This is a genomic window from Mesorhizobium sp. WSM2561 (assembly GCF_000513915.1).
Classification (GTDB): Bacteria; Pseudomonadota; Alphaproteobacteria; order Rhizobiales; family Rhizobiaceae; genus Mesorhizobium; species Mesorhizobium muleiense.
On the sequence record NZ_AZUX01000006.1, the window covers coordinates 121,236 to 135,618 of the forward strand.

Sequence of the window (14,383 nt, forward strand, 5' to 3'; positions counted from 1 at the left end):
GCGAAGGCGTCAGGGCGATTCTTCAGGAAGCGTCGCGTCAAAGCAATTCGCGAGACGCGTTAAGTTCCTGCTTTTGTGCATGTCGTTATCCCAAACCGCTGCGCACCCTCGAGTCAGGCTCGAGGGCATGCTTTTGGGCGACATGCATCAGCCTCCCGCCAACGACAATCCGCGGGCGCGTTCGCACAGCAGGGCAAGCAATTCGCTGCGCCGCGCTTCCGCTGTGTCGACTGGCAACACGAAGCAAAGGGTCTTGCTGACGGCGCCGTGGCCATCGCGGATGGGCGCGGCCATGCACCACGTGAAGCGGTCGGCGAGGGCGGTGGTCTCGCTGAAACCTTGCTGGCGGGCGAGAGCGACATCGCTGAAGAATTCGGCCGGCGCAATGATGCGGTCGTCGGGAAGCTTGTAGTCGCCAGGCGGGATGAAGTCCTTCACTTCTTGCTCGCTCATATGGCCGAGCAGGAGCCGCCCGGACGCCGTCCACGGGATCGGCACCTCGACCCCGACATCGCTTGAAATCCGGAACGGGCCGGAAGAATCACGGCAATCGAGAACGATGTATTTGTTCCCGCGCAGGCCGCACAACTGCACGGTCTCGCCTGTCTCCGCGGCCATCCTGTCCAGCGTCTCTATGATGCGCCGATAGTGGGCGTTGTGATGCGAATAGGCCCAGCCGAACAGATGCATGGCCCGACCGAAATAGACGTAGCCTTCCGTCCCGACGTTTTCGAGCATTTCGGCTTCGAGCAGGCTGTTGACGATTTCGTAGGTGGTCGAACGCGGTGCGCTGATCATCTTGGCGATGTCGCCGACGCGCATCGGCGCGCGGTGCCGCACAAGCGCTTCCAGCAGCACGATCACGCGGTCGATGCCACGGCGGCGTTCGCCATTGCGCGGCCCGGCGCCGGCTTCCGTTTCGATCAGACCAGTGGCGCCATCGCTCATGTCGGCCGCATCCCCAAAAAAATCAATTCGGCCCTCGTCTCAAGACGCTTGAAAGATGTCAAGGCTCAGTCTAGCATCCCATTTGTCCGATATACAGACACATTGTCTGAAATATCAGACAATAATGAGCCTGGCGCAGACAGTTCTGACGAGAAAACGGGCGGTTTCCGGATGCGGCAACCGGAGGGTTTTCTCGTCCCGATCCCGCACGTCCGGCATAACCTCAGAAGGGAACAATCATGACGAAATCATCGTTTTTCGCATCCGCCAGTGCCCTTTGCCTCGGTCTCCTGCTGAGCTTCGGCGCCGATTCGCAGGCCAATGCCGCCGCCAAATGCATCAAGGGCGACCGCAAGGCGCCGTACACGATCGGCTGGGCCAACATCTATTCCGTGCCGACCTGGATGAAACAGACACAGGGCACCATCGAAGCCGAAGTCGAGACGCTGAAGAAGCAGGGGCTGGTCGACAAGCTTGTCGTGACCACGCCCAGGGCGACGCCAACGTCCAGATCCAGCAGATCCAGTCGATGATCGATTCCGACGTCGACGCCATCATCCTGATTGCCGGCTCGTCGACCGCGCCGGCGCGTGTGCTGGCGGACGCCTGCGCCAAGGGCATCGCCATCATCAACTTCGACAGCCTCGTCGACACCGACCAGGTCACAGCCAAGGTCAACACCGATTCCGCGCAGTGGGGCGATCAGGCGGCCAAGTTCCTGATCGACTCCATCGGCGGCAAGGGCAAGATTCTCGTCCTCAACGGCCCGGCCGGCGTTTCGGTCAGCGACGATCGGCGCAAAGGCGCTGACGCGGCGCTCAAGGCCCATCCTGAGGTGACGGTCCTTGCCGAGACGAATACACCCTATAATGTCGCGCCTGCACAGGAAGCCGTCACCAGCCTGCTGTTCGCCAAATCCGAGATCGATGGAATTCTGTCGCTCGGCGGCGCCTTGTCTGCGGGCGCGGTACTCGCCCTCGACAAACAGGGCCGCGAACAAGTGCCGATCACCGGCGAGAACGCCCGTCAGTTCCTCGAGCTCTGGAAGGAAAAGGGCCTCAAGAGCTGGGCGACCATGCAGCCGAACTGGCTCGGCGCCTTTGCCACCTACACCGCCGTCCAGGCGCTGGAGGGCAAGGATGTGCCGGCTTTCGTCAAGATCCCGCTGCCGGTGATCGACAATTCCAACATCGATCAGTACCTCGCCCGGGCGGCCGATTTTCCGGCTGACGGCTACATCTATTCGCCCTACGACGAGGAATTGTTCAAGAAGCTTCTGGCTGAACAATAAGCCTGGAAGGTCGCAGAAATTGGTGGCCACGGCTCCGCTTCTTGCCGCGCGGGGGGTGTCGAAATCCTTCTTCGGCAACCCTGTCTTGCGCGACGTTTCCATCGCTCTCCAGCCAGGCCGCGTGCATGCGCTGCTCGGCGAGAACGGCGCCGGAAAGTCGACGCTGATCAACCTGTTGTCCGGTGCCTTGCGCCCTGACGGCGGGGCGATCGAGGTCGATGGTCGCCCAGTGTCGCGCATGACCCCCGCCTATGCCCAACAGGCCGGCATCGCCGTCGTCCAGCAGGAACTCAGCCTGACGGCCAGCCTCTCCATCGCCGAGAACATCGGCCTTGGCGCCTATCCGCGCCGGTTCGGCTTGCTCGACTATCCCGAACTCGCCGTGCGGGCCAGGGCAGCATGCGATCTTGTCGGGCTTCACGAACCGCTCTCGATACCAGTCGGACATTTGTCGCTAGGCCGCCGGCAGATGGTGGAGATAGCCAAGGCGCTTTACCGCCGGCCGCGCGTTCTCATTCTCGACGAACCCACTTCGTCGCTTTCGGCAACCGAAACGAAAGTCCTGACGGACTTGCTGGAGAGGCTGCGCGGCGAGGGTATCGCTATTCTCTACATTTCGCACAGGCTGAACGAAGTCATGGCGCTGTGCCAGCATGTCACCGTCCTGAAGGACGGTACCTGCACGGCGGATCGCAGCCTGGAAGGAACCGACGCCGGCGGGCTGGTACGGCTGATGGTCGGCCGCGACCCCGGCGACCTTTTTCCACAGTGGCAGGCTTCGGCATCGGCTGCCAACGCCATCTCGGTTCGCAATTTTTCGGCCGGCCTGATGCGCGACGTCGATCTCGACGTCAGGACGGGCGAGGTGCTCGGCATTGGAGGCCTGGTCGGGCAAGGGCAGGAAGATTTGCTGCTTGGCCTTTACGGCGCCATTCCGGCCAGGACGGCATCCGCGACCGTCAACGGTGCTTCGGGTCTGCCCAGCGGTGTGCCGAAAGCCAACGCGCTTGGCCTCGCCTATGTCCCGGCCGACCGCAAGCGCGAAGGCCTGCACCTGATCCATTCGATCATCACCAACATGATGCTGCCCGCTTTCGCAAGACTGCCGGCGCTGAAGCTGCGCAGCCGCCGTGCCGAACGCGAGACGGCAAGAGGTCTCGCTGCCCAGCTTGGCATCAAGGGCGACCTCGACCGGCCGGCGCAGGCCCTCTCGGGCGGCAACCAGCAGAAGGTGGCGCTGGCGAAATGGATGCCGCACCACCCGCTTGCGCTTCTCCTCAACGACCCGACACGTGGCGTCGATGTCGAGACCAAGCGCGAAATCTACATGATGCTTCGCAACTTCGCCGCCGCCGGCAAGGCGGTCGTGCTGCTCAGCTCCGACACACCCGAACTGGTGCACCTTTGCGACCGCGTCGCGGTAGTCCGGGATGGCCACATCGTTGCCGTGCTCGAGCGCGGCGTATTGAGCGAGGAAGCGATCGTTTCCGCCGCGATGGGCGCCGAACAGCGGAAGGTGGCGGCATGAGCATGGTGGCATCGCCAAGGCAAGCCGGCGCTCTCTACTGGCCGGTTCAGCTGCGCCGCAATGTCGGTGTGCGCGGCCTATTCGCCGTGGTCATGGCGTTCCTCGTCGCCTACGGCTTCCTGTTTCCCGGCCTGTTGACCGCTTCCGGCTTCGCCAAATTCACCCAGAGCTGGTTTCCGCTGGCGCTGGTCGCCATGGCCCAGGCGATCCTCATGCTTACCGGCGGCATCAGCCTGGCCATCGGCGCAATGGTCAGCCTCGGCGCGGTGATCGCCGCGACGACGATGACTGGACCGCTTGGCGTAGCCGGCGGTGCCGCTGCGGTGGCGCTGACCGGCATCGGCATCGGTGGCGCGACCGGGTTCATCGTCGTAAAACTTCGCTTGCCTTCTATCGTGGTGACGCTCGCCGGCTCCTTCGTCATCGGCGGTGCTGCGCTGCTCATCCTGCCGCGACCCGGCGGCGCCATTCCGGAGTGGCTATCGGAACTGCTTGCCGGCAACACGCCCGCGGCTTTCGTGCTGATGGTGCTCATCGTCCTTCTGTGGAAACTCTATCTCGCCACACCGCTTGGCTTGAGCCTTTATGCCGCCGGCGAGAATCCGGTCGGCGCCTATCGCTCCGGCGTGCCGGTCGATGGTGCGCGGGTAGCGGCTTACGCGATCAGCGGTCTGCTTTGTACAGGCGCCGGTCTGTTCGTCGCCGCGCAAACAGGTTCGGGCGATCCGGTCATCGGCACGGCCTTCACGCTGAATTCCATCGCCGCCGCCGTGCTCGGCGGCATCGGCTTCCTCGGCGGTCAAGGCACGATGCGCGGCGCGCTTGCCGGTAGCCTGCTGCTCAGCCTGATGATCAGTGTCATGTTCTTCCTCGGCTTCACGCCGGTCGCCCAATATGTCGCGCAGGGCCTCATCATCATCGGGGCGGTCGCCGTCCCGCAATTCCGCAAGGTGCAGCAATGACAGCATGGAAAGAGACCGTGAGCGGCAGGCGCGCCCTGACGATCCTGCGCAGCCGGCCCTTTCTCACCCTGGCCATCGTCGCCGCGGTGTGGATCGCGGCGAGCTTCGTCTCGCGCGGCTTCGGCGCCTATGGCCACTTGCGCTATCTGGTCGAACTGGCCGCGGTCATTGGCCTGGTCGCAGCGGGGCAGACCTTTGTGGTCATCGCTGGCGGCATCGACCTTTCCGTCGCGGCGATCGTCACGGTGAGCGCCGTCAGCCTGCCGCTGCTGTCGTGGCAGGCGGATCCGACCGGGCTCACCGCCGTCCTTGCCGTCCTTGCGCTGACGACGGCAATCGGTCTGGTGAACGGGCTGGGCGTGGCGCTGTTGCGCGTTCATCCTATGATCATGACCCTGGCCATGGCGACATTCCTGCAGGGCCTGCTGATCATCATCGCCGGCGGCAGTGCCGTGACCGCCGAAAACCCGCTGGTGCGCTGGCTCGGCAATGCGCGGCCGGCCGGTATACCCGCTGGCGTGCTTTTGTGGGTGGCCGTCTCCGTGATCGTTCTGATCGCAATGCATGCCACATCCTTCGGCGCTCGGCTCTTCGCGATGGGCGCCAACCCGCTCGCCGCGACACTCTCCGGCGTTCCCGTCGCTTCGACCACCATGGTGGTTTACGGCATCAGCGGGTTCACTTCCGGGCTTGCGGGCGTGCTGGTGCTCGGCATGAACGGACAAGGCTATGTCGGGATCGGCGATCCCTATCTGCTCGCCTCGATTGCCGCCGTCGTGCTCGGCGGCACCTCGATCCTCGGCGGGCTCGGCACCTATGCCGGCACCATCCCCGGCGCCGTCCTGCTGGTCACGATCACGGCTCTGATCACCGTCGTCAACGCATCGCCCGGCTGGCGCAGCATCCTGTTCGGTTCGCTGATCCTGGGGCTGCTGCTTCTCTCAGGCCGGGAGCAGGCCCGCCGATGACATATCGTCCAGCCGGTAGATGCGCCTCGCATTGCCGAAGAACAACGCCGTCTGCTCGTCTGCGGAAAGCTCCCCGGCAATGGCCTTGAAGCTGTCATATACCCCATCGAACGACGCGTGCAGACCGGCCACCGGGAAGTCACTGCCGAACATCGCGCGATGCGTGCCGAAGCAGTCGATGCAATGCATCACAACCGGCTTCAGGCTGTCGAGCGTCCAATCATGATCGTAGGCGACCAGATCGGACATCTTGATCGCGACGTTGTCGCGCTCCGACAAAAGCCGAAGCGTTTCGCGCCACGCCCGCATACCGTCGGCGTCACGGTCGATCGGGCTGCCGCAGTGGTTGAGGACAAAGGGCTGGTTCGGATAGGCGGCTGCGAGCCGCGCGGCATCAGCGAGCTGGCGCGGAAACACCATGAGATCGAAGACCAGCCGATGGCCGGCAAGCAGGGACAGGCCGGCGCGCCAGGCCGGATCGTTCATGATACCGTCACGGGCCGCGAAACGGCGGGCAGGATCTGGATCCCAGCTCAGTATGTCGCGCACGCCGACGACACGTTCGAATGCCGCCTGCGCCTCGACCAGCGCCGGGGCTTGGCGGTTCGCCAGCGGAACGTGAACGACGTAGCGGGCCGCCACGCCCTGCGACTTGCCGAGCGTTTCAAGCCACCGCGTTTCGCCGACGCAGTCGTCCCCGGCCCAACCGGCTTCGACATGAACTGTGGCGACGACATTGTGCCGGCTGGCGTCGCGCAAATAATCCTCAGGAAGATAGTTTCGCCGCAACATGCCAAGCTCGCCCAGGCCGCCGCGCTCGCCAGCCGTTGTGGCGAGCCAGGGATGGCGGCCGAGGCCGAGATCCCAAAGATGATGGTGGGCATCGATGATCGGTCCGGAGTAAGGCTTTGACACGCATCTCTCTCATGCTGTGGCCGGCATCGGAAATCGATCCGGGCTTCATCCTGCGAAGGCGAAAGGACTAGCATCGGATGACCGAAAACTCACCCGTGCCGGCGCTCGCGACTCGTGAAAATTTCCTGCTCGACGATCGCATCCGCGGCGTGCCGCCCGGCACCTTCGGGCTGGACAGCAGACTTGTCACATCTCAGCGCTGGCATCCGGCTGATGGGCGCATGTCGTTGCCGGTGCTGACCCTCGACGAGGAGGCCTTCGTCGCCAATCGTGACCTGTTTCTGCGCTACGCGCGCGAACAGGGCGCCATGATCGCGCCGCATGCCAAGACCCCGATGGCGCCCGACCTTGCCCGATCGTTGGTTGAGGCCGGAGCATGGGGCACGACCGTCGCCGATGTCAGACAAGCTGCGGTGATGCTCAGGGCCGGCCTCACACGGCTGATCGTCGCCAACGAGGTTGGTGGATCAGGCGGTGCGAACCGGCTCGCGGCGCTGGTTGGCGCCTGGCCAGGCGTCGAGCTCTTCGTCTTCGCCGACTCTATCGCCGCCGCGCATGCGCTCGCCGAAGCTTGGCGGGGCAATGCGAAGCTGCCGCCATTGCGCGTGCTCGTCGAACTCGGTGCTGGGAGGGCAGGCGCGCGGACTACCGGTGAGGCCGAGGCGATCGCCGATGCAGTTGATGCCGCCGGCGGACGGCTGCTGATTGCCGGCGTTGCGACCTACGAAGGTGCCGCGGCGCAACCCGACCCCGGCCGCACCGAGGAGGTGATCTCGGCTCTGCTGGCGATGACCGCCGACATGTTCCTGCGGCTGCGCGCCCGCGTCGGCGGCGACGTGCCGCTGATCGTCACGGCCGGCGGCTCGGTGTTCTTCGACAAAGTGGTCGCCGCGCTTTCGCCCGCCGTTTCCGGGAACGGCAATGCGACGCTGGTATTGCGCAGCGGCGCCATCTTCTTCCACGACCATGGTGTCTATGATAGCTCGCTTGGCGCACTTGACGCCCGCAACGGCTTTGCGGTCGGCGGCGTCAGCGTTTCCGCACGAAATTCGTTTCGTCCGGCTGTGCGCCTGTGGGCCGAGGTGCTGTCGCGGCCGGAGCCCGGCCTGGCGATTTGCGGCATGGGCATGCGCGACGTGTCGTTCGATCAGGGCTTTCCGGTGGTGCTCGCGGTCTTCCGGACCGGCAAGCCGCTGGCGGAAGCGCGCGCCGAGGTCTTCAAGCTGAACGACCAGCACGTCTTCCTGACAATCGCGCCGAGCGACGACATTGCGGTTGGCGACATCATTGAGTTCGGCATCTCGCATCCCTGCACCTGCCTCGATCGCCATCGCATAATCTTCGGCGTCGACGCGGCCGGGCATGTCCGCCACGCCTTTCCCACCTACTTCGGCTGACCGGATCTTGCGGCGGCCCCAAGAGAACCTCGAAAGGATCCAATATGATCAAGTATTTCCAGTCCGGCTCCCGCATGTCGCAGGCGGTCGTCTATGGTGGCCTCGTCCACATCGCAGGCCAGGTCGCCGACAATCGCAAGGCCGGCATCGAAGGCCAGACCAGCGATGTACTCTCAAAGATCGAGGCGCTTTTGGTCGAGGCCGGCAGCAGCAAGTCGAAGCTTGTGGCGGTCAATATCTTCCTGCCGCAGATCGGCGACTTCGACGCCATGAACAGCATCTACGATGCCTGGGTGGATCCCCAACGCCTGCCGGCGCGGGCCTGCGTCGAGGCGCGTCTCGCCGATCCCGACCTCCGCATTGAGGTCACGGCGATCGCCGCCAGCTGAGTCTCCGCCATGCACACCGGCCTCACCCATACGCTCGACTTCGACCGGGACGGCAAGACATCAGGCCATCTCAGTTTGCCCTTCTCGACAGACCGTTCGCCTTATTTCCAGGTCAAGGTTCCGATCTGCCTCATACGCAACGGTGAACGGCCGTCGCTGCTTCTGATGGCCGGCAATCACGGTGACGAATATGAGGGCGAGCTGTCGCTGGCAAAGCTGATCCGCCGGCTCGATCCCAAGCAGATCAAGGGCCGCGTCACCATCCTGCCGATGTCGAACGCACCGGCGGTCATGGCCGCCAAACGCTGTTCGCCGCTCGATGGCGGCAATCTCAACCGAGCCTTTCCAGGCGATCCGTTGGGCACACCGACAAGCCGGCTTGCCAGTTTCCTCGAGACGGAACTGTTCCCTCGCCACGACGTCGTCTTTGACATCCATTCGGGGGGCACCTCGATGGAACATCTGCCTACAGCACTCGTCGAGCGCAATACCGATCCCGATCGCCACAGGCGCGGGGTGGAGCTGATGCGGACGCTCGGCATGCCGTATGGCTTCGTGGCAGACAATGGTCAGGCCTCGCCGACTTCGATGGGCGCAGCCCGCCGGGCTGGTGCCATTGGCATCAGCGGCGAATTCGGCGGCGGCGGCACCGCCACAGTCGATACGATGGCGATTACCGCTCGCGCTATCGACAATCTGATGGTCGCCGTCGGCGTGGTCGAGGCGCCGGTTCTTTCGCCGGGACCAAAGCCTTCAGCGCCGACGCGATTGCTCGCGCTTTCCCGGCACGGTCAGGGCCTCTACGCCACCCGCCGCGGCTGGTTCGAACCCGCCGTCAGGCTCGGCGACGGCGTGAGCGCCGGACAATTGGCCGGCTGGTATCACGACCTCGAACGGCTCGATCTTGCCGAGGAAGCCCTGCATTTCGCCGAAGGCGGTATCGTACTTTCGCGCCGGCTGCACACGATGTGCGAGGCAGGAGATTGCCTTTTGCAGGTCGCCGAACCGGTGGAAGGCTAACAGGGAACCAACTGGCGTTGCTCACGCGGCATTGCAGGAAACTGAGGATATTTCATGCAGCTTTCGATGTGGACCTATCCCTGGGACGTCCAGGATCTGGGCTTGGAGACGGTCGAACGCGATCTCGTCGAGCGCGCAGGGCTCAACATGATCAGTCTCGCGACCTCCTATCATGCCGGTCGCTTCCTGCAGCCGCGCAGCCCGCGCTGCAAAGCCTATTTCCCGGAGGACGGCACGATCTACTTCAAGCCAACCGCCGCGCGATGGGCCGATCTCGTGATCCAGCCCAAGGTGGCGGACGTAGTCACGGAAGGTGGCGACGTTCTGGCCGAACTCGTTCAACGGCGCGAGGCAGGCGGACTCCGAGTGTCGTGCTGGACGGTCTGCCTGCACAACACCCGCCTCGGCATGCTTTATCCGCAAGCCGTCACCCGCAACGCCTTCGGCGACCCCAATTATTACAATCTTTGTCCGTCACATCCGGATGCACGCGCTTATGTCCGTGCGCTGGCCGCGGATATCACCCATACTTACAAGCCGGACAGGATCGAACTTGAAAGCCCGTCCTTCATGGGCTTCGCCCACGAATATCATCACGAGAAGGACGGTGTCGGGCTGACGCCGGAAGACGACTTTCTTCTGTCGCTGTGCTTCTGTCCGTCCTGCCTCGCCCGCGCCGCTGCTGCCGGCATCGAAGGCCAGGCGGCGCGTGAGCTCGTCAAGCAGTGGATTGCCGAAGCGTGCGAGCGCGCGGTGCCTGAACGGCGCTTTCCCGAATTTCCCGCAAGTGGCCTAGACGCCTTTCTGCCCTGGCCGCAACTCCACGCCTATCTGTTGTGGCGGTTCGAGCCGGTGACCAGCCTTGTCGCCGAGCTGCGCGAGGTCGCCGATCCGGGGACACGTGTTCTCATCATCGACCTGAAAGACGGCTGGCTCGGCGGCTGCGATCTGGCAGCGCTCGGCAAGGTCTGCGACGGGGCGATCCTGTGTGCCTACGACATGCAGGCCGGCGACGTGACGAGCCTGATGGCGGCTGGCCGCACCGCGCTCGGGGCAGAGAAATTCCTCGGCGCCGGCTACCGGCTCTTTTATCCGGAAATGGCAGGCCCTGAAATTCTCGCCGCCAAGGTGAAGCCAGCGCTGGCGCCGGACGTCGACGGTATCAATTTTTACAATTACGGCCTTGTCCCCGCAGCACGACTCGATTGGGTGCGTGCAGCACGACCTGGCTGAACAAAACGATCCGTGTGCCGCAGTCGAAAGCGCGTCGCGGCCGAATGGACTCATGCGAGGCGCTTTAAGTCATTGTTATGCGTGACAGCGCTGTCCTGCCTCGCGACCTGTCATTTCCCTCGGCTCCATCACCTCGTGCTATCCAGGCGGGGCTGACGCGCAGCGAGCGAATGGACGCGATCGCCGGCCTCGTTCTGATACTGGCAGCCCTTAGCAAACACCCTGCTCGGAGCTTGAGGGGTGGCTGCCAGACCGACGATAGCCCGGTGTTACGCCAGACAGCGCAAAACACGTCGTCAGCGCGTGTGCCGCACAAGATAGGGTTCGACCAGGGCGCGTATTTCGGCAGCGGGCGCCGCTTCGCCGGCAGCACGCAGCGCCCGTTCGTAGCGTGCATAGTCGTCGACCGCGGCTTCGAAATCACCGCGCGACAGCCGCTCCCTGATCAGCGCCCTGCAGACGGGTCCGGCATCCGGATAGAGGTCCAACGCCCTCAGATAGGTCGAGCGCGCTTCCTGGACGTTGCCGGTTGTCTCCAGCCGCTGGCCGATTCGCAATCCAAGATCGATCAGATCGCGACGCACTTTTTCAGCGGCGGCGAGCGACCAGAAGCTGGCTCGCTCGTGCAGAAACAGCGGACCGGGGAATGCGAGGAACAGCGCTTCCGCTTCGGGTCGCAGCCCGGCCGCCTCGCCATTGGCTGTCGTCACGGATTTGAGCCGTCCATCCCAGTCGGCGAGGTCGACCCAGACCTTGTCCGACGCGAGGCGAAGCTTGCCTTCGCGCTGGACGATGAGGTCGATTCGCCCGAGCAGCTTGCGCAGCCGATGCAGCGCCTGCTCGCACGCCGCCCGCGCCTGATCGCCGTCGAGATCTGGCCACAGCCAGTCCTGAAGGGTCTCCAGCGAGCAGGTGTTGTCTTTCGAGATCGCCAGTACCCGCAGGATGTCGAGAGCCTTCGTCGGCGGCTTGGCGCCGAGATTAACAGGGTTACCATCGAGTTCGATCCGAAAGCCTCCGAGGACGTGGACCTTGAGCGGCCATGGCCAGGCCGTGGGCCGCCGTTGCGGTGCGTCCAATCGGCGTTCCCGGATAAGCGACCGGCAAAGCTTGGGCTCGATGCCGCGCTCAAGCGCATCGCCAAGCAGCTCGGCGAGCAATTCCGGAACGTTGAGAAGCACCATTGGCCAGGCGATGTCGCGCAGCGCCTCCATAAAGAGCTTCAGCCGATCGCCGTAGCGTGGACCCTGGTCCCACAGGCTCTCCAGCGCGGCCGCTGCAAGAACGCATATCTGGGTTCGCTTGCGGGCGCCGCCGTCCAGCCGCGGCAGCAGCTCGCTGAGTAGCGCGGCGGCTTCGCGCGGCTTCCTGTCGGCGAGCAGCACCTGGAACTTCGTGATGCAGTGGGCCCAGCGCTCGACCATCGGCTCGTTGGCGGCCTCGCTCGCCGCCATGAAGCGCTCGCAATCCTCATAGGCGGCCGCGAAATCGCCTTGCCTGGCATGAAGCGCGGCATAGCAATTGGCGACGATGGCGACCTGTGTGCTGAAACGACTGTCGGCGATCTCGGCGAGGCGCTCGACCACCTGGTCGAGCTCGGCAAAGTCGTTTCGGAACTTCATCTGCATCTGAAGATGATACAGGCCACCGAACTCCACACCCTTGAGCGACTCGCTCTCACCGATCGCGATCGCCTCCCGCAACGCCGCTTCGGCCGACGGGTAGGGAAAACCCCGTCTCTTATACGGGAAGTAGCGGCCGCTCTTGGCACCAAACTCGACCAGCCACATGCCGAGGACCCAAGGCAGCACCTCCTTGTCGGTCAAATCCTCGACAACGCTGTCGACGGCCTTGGTGAACAGATCGGCCCGCATGACCGATACCGAATGCTCGATCAGCGTTTCGCTGGCAAGCAGCCGTAAGCCGCTTGGGTCGTGCTCGGGATTTCGGGTCAGCCGCTCCAGCAGTTCCGTTTCCAGCGCCTGCCCGGCCGGGCTGTTGCGGTAGTAGTCGTCGCCGAAGTTCAACGCCCGCACCATGCCGATGCGCACCAGCATCGCTTCCTCGGAAGGCAGTTCCGGCAGGCCGCGCTCGATGATTTCGAACGCCCGGCGGGTCCAGGCCGAAAGACCCTCATAGGTGCGCCAACTGTCCGTCTTGACCAGAACCGCGCGCGACACCGTAAGACAAAGCCCGCGCTGATCGTCGGCCTCGCCAAAGGCATGCCATGCCTTCGACAGCCAGTGCTCTGCCGCGGCGTCGTTCGGCATGTGGGCCACGCCCAGCCAATAGAAATGCCAGCCATTCATGAACGCTTCCGGCAACCGGCCCACCCATTCGGTGAAGGTCGTTCGATGTCCCTGCGCCAGCACGGCCTCCGCCCGGCTCAGCATGAGCCCGCTCGCCTGGTCCCAGTCCTCTGCCTGCAAGGCGAGGTGTATGGCTTCGTCATATAGACCGGCGTCGGCGAGCACCTTTGCCGCCCTTTGTTTGAGCGACTTCTGCTCTTCTGCCGTCACACGCTGTGCGAAGCGTCGGTCGAGGAAGTCCCGCAAGAGGTCGTGCAGGTGGAAAACGCCGCGGCTGTTTTCCGTTCGCGTGACCAGCAATTGCCGCTGGTAGAGCCTGTCGAGCAGCTTGCCCGCTTCGCCCGACCCGATCATCACGTCCGCCAGTTCGGTGCTGATCTCGGGCAGCAGATTGAGTTTCAGCAGCATGTCCTGGTCGGCGGCGGGAAGGGAAAGGAAGAAATGGCGGCCGAGAACGTCCGACAGCGCGTTCTGCCCGCCGGCTGCTGCCCCGCTCGTTTCGTCAGGTCCGACCGCCGAGCCGTGATCGGCGAGGAGAACCAGCCCGATCGCCCAGCCGCGCGCCGCTTCGACATCGACTGGAAGGGCGCCGTCCTTCGAACGCAGCTTGACGAAATCGCGTGCTTCCGATGTCGAGAATTCGAGCGCCGATCGATCGATGACGGCCACTTGGCCCTTGAGGACGAGGTCGCCCAGTTCGTCGTGGGGCAGCGTGCGCGAGACGCAGATGCAGCGGACCGTGTCAGGAAGTTCACGGAACATCACGGAAAGCACCGCCCGGAATTCGGGCGTGTCGGCGTCGTGCAAGTCGTCGAGGACCAGAATGGTGCCGGGCTTCAACCGCGCAAAATACGCTCTGAAGAAGCGCCTGGCGAACTCCTTCGGCTGCTCGACATATTCGACCCCAAAGACCGGCAAGTTTCCAACTGCGGGTGAGGCGAGTGACTGCGCCAGATATTGAAAGAAGCGCGCGATATCCTGGTCGCCCTCGTCGATGCGGAACCACACATGCGGTGCCTCGACGCTTTCGAGGTAGTCGATGACCGCCGTCGTCTTGCCGTAGCCGGCCGGCGCGGCCACCCAGCATACGCTCGAACGCGATTTCAGGCCGATCGCTTCGAGAACGCGGTTCCGCCTCAATATCCTGGCGCTGCGCGGCGCCGCCAGCTTGGCGATCCTGCCTGTGCCCGAGAGCGGGCGCCTCGCATCGGCGTCAATGGCGTCTGGGGCGGTCATCGGGCTCCCGCTCAACCAATCATCGAGCGTCAGGTCGTGCCATGATGACCGTCCCGCAGCCCAGATTGACCTTAGGGTAGCGCAATCGTGCGACAATTCGTAGGGGCTTCGCAGATGAAGCGGCAACGGCCAAGTGCAAGCGTCGACTGGATGCCTGCGCGACCTCGAAATCAGGCAGCAGACGCGG

Annotated in this window: 10 protein-coding genes and 1 pseudogene; 8 read left to right on the top strand and 3 right to left on the bottom strand. The window is 64.2% G+C overall.

All coding sequences use genetic code 11. The annotated features are described in order from the left end of the window. Positions 1–147 precede the first annotated feature (147 nt). Positions 148–948: an IclR family transcriptional regulator gene (locus M727_RS0109700; RefSeq protein WP_051505575.1), complete on the bottom strand. Its 801-nt coding sequence runs from the start codon at positions 946–948 to the stop codon at positions 148–150. 239 nt (positions 949–1,187) lie between these two features. Between M727_RS0109700 and M727_RS36165 the strand changes: the two are divergent. From M727_RS36165 to M727_RS0109720, 4 genes and pseudogenes are all read left to right on the top strand, one after another. Next, positions 1,188–2,239: pseudogene (locus M727_RS36165) on the top strand (substrate-binding domain-containing protein). Positions 2,240–2,258: 19 nt separating this feature from the next. After that, positions 2,259–3,767, top strand: coding sequence for a sugar ABC transporter ATP-binding protein (locus M727_RS0109710; RefSeq protein WP_036261966.1), 1,509 nt, complete (start codon positions 2,259–2,261; stop codon positions 3,765–3,767). Further along, complete coding sequence (locus tag M727_RS0109715) at positions 3,764–4,729, top strand: ABC transporter permease (protein ID WP_027152520.1); 966 nt, start codon at positions 3,764–3,766, stop codon at positions 4,727–4,729. The genes M727_RS0109710 and M727_RS0109715 overlap by 4 nt, the downstream gene beginning before the upstream one ends. Beyond that, positions 4,726–5,697 (top strand): ABC transporter permease, encoded by a 972-nt coding sequence (locus M727_RS0109720; RefSeq protein WP_156941509.1) that lies wholly within the window; start codon positions 4,726–4,728, stop codon positions 5,695–5,697. The genes M727_RS0109715 and M727_RS0109720 overlap by 4 nt, the downstream gene beginning before the upstream one ends. On the opposite strand, the gene M727_RS0109725 is transcribed toward M727_RS0109720, so the two are convergent. After that, on the bottom strand, positions 5,671–6,612 hold the full coding sequence (locus M727_RS0109725; protein WP_027152522.1) for an amidohydrolase family protein: 942 nt from the start codon (positions 6,610–6,612) through the stop codon (positions 5,671–5,673). The genes M727_RS0109720 and M727_RS0109725 overlap by 27 nt on opposite strands. A 77-nt stretch (positions 6,613–6,689) precedes the next feature. Here M727_RS0109725 and M727_RS0109730 point away from each other — a divergent pair, with 77 nt between their 5' ends. Genes M727_RS0109730 through M727_RS0109745 form a run of 4 tightly spaced genes read left to right on the top strand, consistent with a single transcriptional unit; the run spans position 6,690 to position 10,651 of the window. After that, complete coding sequence (locus tag M727_RS0109730) at positions 6,690–8,009, top strand: alanine racemase (RefSeq protein WP_036261968.1); 1,320 nt, start codon at positions 6,690–6,692, stop codon at positions 8,007–8,009. 44 nt (positions 8,010–8,053) lie between these two features. Then, positions 8,054–8,398, top strand: coding sequence for a RidA family protein (locus tag M727_RS0109735; protein WP_036261971.1), 345 nt, complete (start codon positions 8,054–8,056; stop codon positions 8,396–8,398). A 9-nt stretch (positions 8,399–8,407) separates the two neighbouring features. Next, positions 8,408–9,418, top strand: coding sequence for a succinylglutamate desuccinylase/aspartoacylase family protein (locus M727_RS0109740; protein WP_027152525.1), 1,011 nt, complete (start codon positions 8,408–8,410; stop codon positions 9,416–9,418). Between the two features lie 54 nt (positions 9,419–9,472). Beyond that, positions 9,473–10,651 (top strand): hypothetical protein, encoded by a 1,179-nt coding sequence (locus M727_RS0109745; protein WP_027152526.1) that lies wholly within the window; start codon positions 9,473–9,475, stop codon positions 10,649–10,651. A gap of 296 nt (positions 10,652–10,947) precedes the next feature. On the opposite strand, the gene M727_RS0109750 is transcribed toward M727_RS0109745, so the two are convergent. Continuing rightward, positions 10,948–14,196: a helix-turn-helix domain-containing protein gene (locus M727_RS0109750; RefSeq protein ID WP_027152527.1), complete on the bottom strand. Its 3,249-nt coding sequence runs from the start codon at positions 14,194–14,196 to the stop codon at positions 10,948–10,950. Between the last annotated feature and the right edge of the window lie 187 nt (positions 14,197–14,383).

What these genes read in the sequence shown, in the direction of transcription:
- M727_RS0109715 (WP_027152520.1), top strand. Translation starts at nt 3,764, where the DNA reads ATGAGCATGGTGGCATCGCCAAGGCAAGCCGGCGCTCTCTACTGGCCG.
- M727_RS0109750 (WP_027152527.1), bottom strand. Translation starts at nt 14,196, where the DNA reads ATGACCGCCCCAGACGCCATTGACGCCGATGCGAGGCGCCCGCTCTCG.
- M727_RS0109720 (WP_156941509.1), top strand. Translation starts at nt 4,726, where the DNA reads ATGACAGCATGGAAAGAGACCGTGAGCGGCAGGCGCGCCCTGACGATC.
- M727_RS0109740 (WP_027152525.1), top strand. Translation starts at nt 8,408, where the DNA reads ATGCACACCGGCCTCACCCATACGCTCGACTTCGACCGGGACGGCAAG.
- M727_RS0109735 (WP_036261971.1), top strand. Translation starts at nt 8,054, where the DNA reads ATGATCAAGTATTTCCAGTCCGGCTCCCGCATGTCGCAGGCGGTCGTC.
- M727_RS0109700 (WP_051505575.1), bottom strand. Translation starts at nt 948, where the DNA reads ATGAGCGATGGCGCCACTGGTCTGATCGAAACGGAAGCCGGCGCCGGG.
- M727_RS0109730 (WP_036261968.1), top strand. Translation starts at nt 6,690, where the DNA reads ATGACCGAAAACTCACCCGTGCCGGCGCTCGCGACTCGTGAAAATTTC.
- M727_RS0109745 (WP_027152526.1), top strand. Translation starts at nt 9,473, where the DNA reads ATGCAGCTTTCGATGTGGACCTATCCCTGGGACGTCCAGGATCTGGGC.